Source organism: Streptomyces sp. Isolate_45 (genome assembly GCF_024721315.2).
In the GTDB taxonomy this organism is placed as follows: domain Bacteria; phylum Actinomycetota; class Actinomycetes; order Streptomycetales; family Streptomycetaceae; genus Streptomyces.
The window spans coordinates 1-5696 of sequence record NZ_JANFAK020000284.1; the positions used below are offsets into that span (position 1 = coordinate 1).

Here is a 5696-nt window from a genome sequence, read left to right on the forward strand (position 1 = left end):
GGAGAGTAGGACGCCGCCGAACAATCATTGTGGGAAAGCCCCGCACCAGTTATCTGGTGCGGGGCTTTTCTGCGTTTACGGGCCAGGTGTCATTCCGTAGCATCGGCGCATGTCCAGCCTTCGGTTGCTCCGCTTCGACCACGCGCCGGCACTCCTCGCTTTCGAGCGCGAGAACCGGGCCTACTTCGCCGCCTCCGTTCCCGACCGGGGGGACCAGTACTTCGCCGGCTTCGAGGAACGGCACCGGGAGCTGATGGCCGAGCAGGAAGCCGGTCTCCACTTCTTCCACGTCCTGGTGGACGACGGCGGCCAGGTGCTGGGTCGGGTCAACCTGATCGACGTGGCCGACGGATCCGCCGAGCTCGGCTACCGGATCGCAGAACGGGCGGCCGGGAGGGGCCTGGCAACGTCCGCGGTCCGTGAAGCGTGCACCCTGGCCGGGACGTTGTACGGCCTGACGTCGCTGCGGGCCGTGACCACCGTCGACAACCCGGCGTCTCGAACCGTGCTCACCCGTACCGGCTTCATGCCCGCCGGCGAGCTCCTCCTGGACGGACGGCCCGGGCTCAGGTTCGTACGGCCGCTGGCCGGCGGTACCGGTTCCGCGGGCGGTACCGGGTCCGGTCGGGAAGGGCGATGACGAGCGAGGGGGGCCGGGACGCGGTGGAGATTCTGGAGACCGTCTGGACCTGGGAGCGCTCGCTTCCGCTCAAGTACGTACTGGTCAGCGAGGAATGGGACGAGGAGCTGATCGTGTGGGCCCACTGTGCCGAAGCGGACGGGCTGTTCGTCGAATCGGCGTCGCGTCGCGAACAGCTGACGTTCGTGGGCTGTAGCCCGACCGGACGGTTGCTCAAGGCCGCCGAGCGGTTCCGCCATGGACCCGTAGAGCCCGTCGACCTCGGGGTGCTCGGTCTCATCGTGGAGTTCCGGGTGCCCGGGGCCGATCCTGCCGGCGACCCGTTCCACACCTACGACAGCGACCGCTGGGGATTGCGCGCCCCGTTCCTGATCGGATGCCAACCCTCCACCGTGGATCCGACGTTGATGGATCTCGTAATCGAGGCCGAGGTGGAGGGCCCGGTATGGCGCGGTGAGCCCGCGGACGCCGAATGGCGGCTGTTCAACGGCTTGGGAGGCGGCCGTCTGGGTGCGTGTCACCGCGTGGAGGGCCTGTATGGCCGGTACGGCAAACGCCCCTTTCCCGCATCGCCGCCCATGCGGCTGATCGGCTGCCAACCCGGCGAGCGGCTGTTGCGCCGGCTCGTGCGTCCGCGGGGCGACGGCGACCGCGTCACGCTGCTTGCACTGGACCGGACCGGCCGGGTCATGCGCCACCAGGAGCACATGCCCTTGCGGGTGATCGCCTCCCGTCCCTCCGAACTCGGCGGTTCCCTCGTCGACTTGTGGCTCGAGGAAGGGCCGGCGCACCGGCCCGACCCTGTCGTCAGACCGGTCTGGGACGCCTGGTTCGAGGGGCCGCCGGCCGAGCCCGGTGAATGGATCGGCTTCTCCCACGAGGGGCGGACCGAGTGGGCCGCCTTCGCCGCCGCCAAGCAGGACGTCGGCGGGCAGCTGCCGGGTCCCGTGCGACACCTCGACGGGCGGTACGTCACGGACATCCCCGGGTTCGTGTGCGCGATCGGCGAGGCGGTCGCGGGTCCCGGGGGGCACTACGACCAGTGCTGGCACACGTTGCGAGGCTGCCCGTGCGGCGGGGACATGCCGCGCTCGCCGTTCACGCTGATCTGGCACGACGCCGACGTCGCGCGGCGTGCGCTCGCGGCCGTGACGGTCGATGCGGCGGGTGAGACGCCATACCTCGACGGTGTCCTTCGGTTGCTCGCTCAAGTCGGCCTTGCCGTCGAACTCCGCTGATCCTTCACACGGACGAGCCGCCGGCCGCGGAGGACGGACAAAAGCAAAGGCAAGGAGCTCGCCCGCTCCTTGCCACTATCAAGGTATAGCGCGCGGGGGGTCTTGCGGCAAGACCCGGGTCGTGCCGCAGAATCACCGACCTGAGCCGTAACCGGCTGATATCCGGGATTCGCGTAGTGCATCCGCTTTTGGCGGTGTACGGATCAAGGTGCGCGCCGCATCGTCGGTGAACTCACGGCGCGAACGTACGGGCGCGTGCGTGCGTGTGTGCGCGGTCTGCTGAACAGCCTGGGACGGCCGGCGAAATCAATCTCGTTGAGTGGGGCGTTTTCATGATTGACGTGATCGTTGCCGGCGGCGGACCGACCGGTTTGATGCTGGCCGCGGAATTGCGGCTGCACGGCGTGGACGTGCTCGTGCTGGAGAAGGAGACGGAGCCGACCGGGCGCTCCCGCGCCCGCGGCCTGCACGCGCGCAGCGTCGAGGTGATGGACCAGCGAGGCCTGGCGGACCGCTTCCTCCCGCTCGGGGAGAAGTTCGCGGTCGGCGGCTTCTTCGCGGGGATCGGTACGGCGTGGCCGACGCGACTGGACACCACCCACTCGTACGTTCTCGCCATCCCGCAGGCCGTCACCGAGCGCCTGCTGACCGAGCGGGCCACCGAGCTCGGTGCGGAGATTCGGCGCGGCTGCGAGCTGGTCGCGCTCGACCAGGACGAGCACGGGGTGACGGCCGGCCTGGCAGACGGTACGCAGCTGCGCTCGCGCTACCTCGTCGGCTGCGACGGCGGCCGCAGCACGGTGCGCCGGCTGATCGGGATCGACTTTCCTGGGGAGCCGTCCAGGACCGAGACACTGTTGGGGGACATGGAGGTGGGCGTACCGCCGGAGACATTGGGCGCGGTCATCGCCGAAGTCCGCAAGACACAGCTGCGGTTCGGCGCGATCCCCGAGGGGGACGGTGTGTACCGCTTCATCGTGCCCGCCGCCGGGGTGACCGAGGACCGCACGACCGCGCCCACCCTGGAGGAGTTCAAGGGGCGGCTGCGGGCCGTCGCGGGCACCGACTTCGGGGTGCATTCGCCCCGTTGGCTGTCCCGGTTCGGCGACGCCACCCGCCTGGCCGAGCGCTACCGGGTCGGCCGGGTTCTCCTGGCCGGCGACGCGGCCCACATCCACCCGCCGACCGGCGGGCAGGGCCTCAACCTCGGTGTCCAGGACGCGTTCAACCTCGGCTGGAAGCTGGCCGCCGAAGTGGACGGGTGGGCGCCGGAGGGGCTGCTGGACAGCTACCACGCCGAACGGCATCCGGTGGCCGCCGACGTATTGGACAACACCCGCGCGCAGATGGAACTGCTGTCCCCCGAGCCCGGTGCCCGGTCGGTACGTCGGCTGCTGTCGGAACTGATGGAGTTCGAGGCGGTGAACCAGTACGTGATCGAGAAGATCACCGCGATCGGGGTCCGCTACGACTTCGGCCAGGGGCACGCACTGCTCGGCCGCCGGATGCGGGACGTGGAACTGCGGCGGGGCCGTCTCTACGAACTTATGCACGGCGGGCGCGGCCTGCTGCTCGACCGCACCGGTCGGCTCTCGGTGGCGGGCTGGGCGGACCGGGTGGACCACGTGGTCGACGGGAGCGATCAACTGGACGTGTCCGCCGTGCTGTTGCGGCCGGACGGGCACGTGGCGTGGGTCGGCGACGACCAGCAGGACCTGCTCGACCGGCTGCCCAGGTGGTTCGGCGCCGCCACCGGCTGAGCCCGCGAGCGGCACTGCGGCCGCCTGTGGGTGGACGAGGTCCACCCGCACCCGGGCCAGACGCGCGGCTCCGAGCGCGACGAAGCCGGCGCTCGGTGTGCGGAGCACATCCGGCACTGCCCACTACCCGCCACCCACTACCCACGGTCCACTGCCCGACCCGGGACGGCTGTGCCCATGGCCTGACCTCTTCGCTCAACCAGGGCTGGCAGCAACGAAGTTGTAGCCGTCGGGACGGTGCCCGGCATTGACGGGCGGCACCCTTGGGACGTGGTGCCCGTCTCCTCGTCTGCCAAGGCGCGCGAGTGGGTGGGCGGGCCGGGCGGGGATGCCGGCCGTCATGAGCGATGCAGCGTCCGAGAGGGAGCCGCCCGGACGGTTGCGGGCGGCGCGTTATCACCCGCGGCCTCAGCCGCCGGCTCCGGCATGGGATGGATGCGCGCGGGGGAGGTCATGGCGCGGGCCACCGCCGACGGCAGGGCACTGCGGCCTGCCGTCGGCCACCAGCCGCATCCTTCCGTAGCTTCACGAGCAACCTCGCCGGAGTCGGCGAGAGGGGTGGTGGCCGACTTTCTGCCCCGGGCGCATACGGAGCTGTGGTTGTACGGGGCGCGCTGCGGCGTACCTCCGCCATGTATCCGGTGCCTACTCGGGGATGGGAGGGCTGCCGACCCGACCGGCGGACTTGGGTGGTGTCGCCGTGTCCGTTGGCGTCGCGTCGCTACCGGGCGTATCACCCGGATGATCAGAGCCGTGACGTTGCCGCTCGTCCCGTACTCACCTGGCCGCACTCACCCGGCCTGGCCGGCACATGCCTCTGCTCTTGTGTTCTGTCTGCCTCGACGCGAGCTTCGGGTTGCAGGGAGGTTGGCGAGCCTGGCACGGCATGCTGCCCACGCGGGAGCGAGAGCTTCGAGGCCGCAGCGCGTTCTTTCTCAGCGACGACGCACTCTGCGGCCCCTTCGCCGACTGGAAGACAACGGGCGGGCCGCCCCGGTACGCCGCAGTGTCCGTGGGCGCGAAGGGGCCTTGCCGGGGTGAACCCCTGCTCGGTGGCGCAGTCGGGAGGGGAGCGGTTCGAGCCGCTGCGGTCAGGCGCTCCACCAGTCGGCGGTCGCGCAGCCCATTTCGTAGTGCCACCAGCCTTCCTCCTGGCCGCGGACCAGGAGCGCTTTGATCCCGGTGAAGTCCGAGCCGGCCGGGGCGGTGAGGGCGACCATGGGGAACTCCGCGCTGAAGACCTCGCCTCCGATCCCGAACGGGGAGAAGTGTTGGTGCACCGCCGCGGCACTGCTGCCCAGCGGACCGGTGGGGACGGGCACGACCCGGATCGTGCAGCTGCCCGACGAACCGACGCGGCCCACGGCCCAGTGGACCCCGTCGGAGTCGGTGCGGAAACGTACGACGTCGCCTTCGGCCACCCCGTCCTGGAAGAAGGGGGCGTTCCGCACGCTGGCTGTGTCGGGGCCGACCTTCGCCGCCCAGAGCCCCTCGGTGTCCATGGCCATCCACCCCTCACGCGGGACGAACCGGAACCAGACCTTGATCTCCTCCACCGTGTTCTCCATGCAGGCCATCATGCGCGGACCGCGGGTACAGGTGGTGCCGGCGCTCGCAAGCGGGGTGGCCTCCACAGGGTCCTTCGGTCGGGGAGGGGTGGGCGTCTGCCCGCCCCTCCCCGTTTTGACTCCCCCCGGGCAGGGTTGTAGAGTTAAACGGTTGCCTCGAACCGGACCGGTTCGGCGACACACTCCACACTTCACGAGGACTTCGATCCTCGAGAGGTGTACTCGACTCTTCATTCGAGAACGCCGAAGCCGGGAAATCCGGTGGCGAACTTCTGATAGAGTCGGAATCGCCGGAAAGGGAAAAGCGCGAAAGCGCAGGACCTGGAAAGCACCGAGGAAATCGGGCCCGAAAGAGTCTGATAGAGTCGGAAACGCAAGAACAGAACAGAACGAAAGCCCGGAGGAAAGCCCGAGAGGGTGAGTACAAAGGAAGCGTCCGTTCCTTGAGAACTCAACAGCGTGCCAAAAATCAACGCCAAAAGTTGATACC

The 5696-nt window shown here is 69.6% G+C and carries 5 protein-coding genes; 3 read left to right on the forward strand and 2 right to left on the reverse strand.

Annotation, left to right across the window (positions count from 1 at the left end):
* The first annotated feature begins 109 nt into the window (after positions 1-109).
* From NOD94_RS39960 to rox, 3 genes are all read left to right on the forward strand, one after another.
* Complete coding sequence (locus NOD94_RS39960; RefSeq protein ID WP_281211153.1) at positions 110-640, forward strand: GNAT family N-acetyltransferase; 531 nt, start codon at positions 110-112, stop codon at positions 638-640.
* Complete coding sequence (locus tag NOD94_RS39965) at positions 637-1878, forward strand: hypothetical protein (protein ID WP_281211154.1); 1242 nt, start codon at positions 637-639, stop codon at positions 1876-1878. The genes NOD94_RS39960 and NOD94_RS39965 overlap by 4 nt, the downstream gene beginning before the upstream one ends.
* A 332-nt stretch (positions 1879-2210) precedes the next feature.
* Entirely contained in the window at positions 2211-3638 is a 1428-nt protein-coding gene (rox, locus tag NOD94_RS39970; protein WP_281211155.1) for a rifampin monooxygenase, read from the forward strand.
* A gap of 1091 nt (positions 3639-4729) precedes the next feature.
* On the opposite strand, the gene NOD94_RS39975 is transcribed toward rox, so the two are convergent.
* Positions 4730-5206, reverse strand: a complete 477-nt coding sequence (locus NOD94_RS39975) for a DUF4265 domain-containing protein (protein ID WP_281211156.1) — start codon at positions 5204-5206, stop codon at positions 4730-4732.
* Between the two features lie 230 nt (positions 5207-5436).
* On the reverse strand, positions 5437-5696 hold a 260-nt coding region (locus NOD94_RS39980; RefSeq protein WP_281211157.1), incomplete at its 5' end, for a hypothetical protein.

What these genes read in the sequence shown, in the direction of transcription:
- NOD94_RS39960 (WP_281211153.1), top strand. Translation starts at nt 110, where the DNA reads ATGTCCAGCCTTCGGTTGCTCCGCTTCGACCACGCGCCGGCACTCCTC.
- NOD94_RS39965 (WP_281211154.1), top strand. Translation starts at nt 637, where the DNA reads ATGACGAGCGAGGGGGGCCGGGACGCGGTGGAGATTCTGGAGACCGTC.
- NOD94_RS39975 (WP_281211156.1), bottom strand. Translation starts at nt 5,206, where the DNA reads ATGGAGAACACGGTGGAGGAGATCAAGGTCTGGTTCCGGTTCGTCCCG.
- rox (WP_281211155.1), top strand. Translation starts at nt 2,211, where the DNA reads ATGATTGACGTGATCGTTGCCGGCGGCGGACCGACCGGTTTGATGCTG.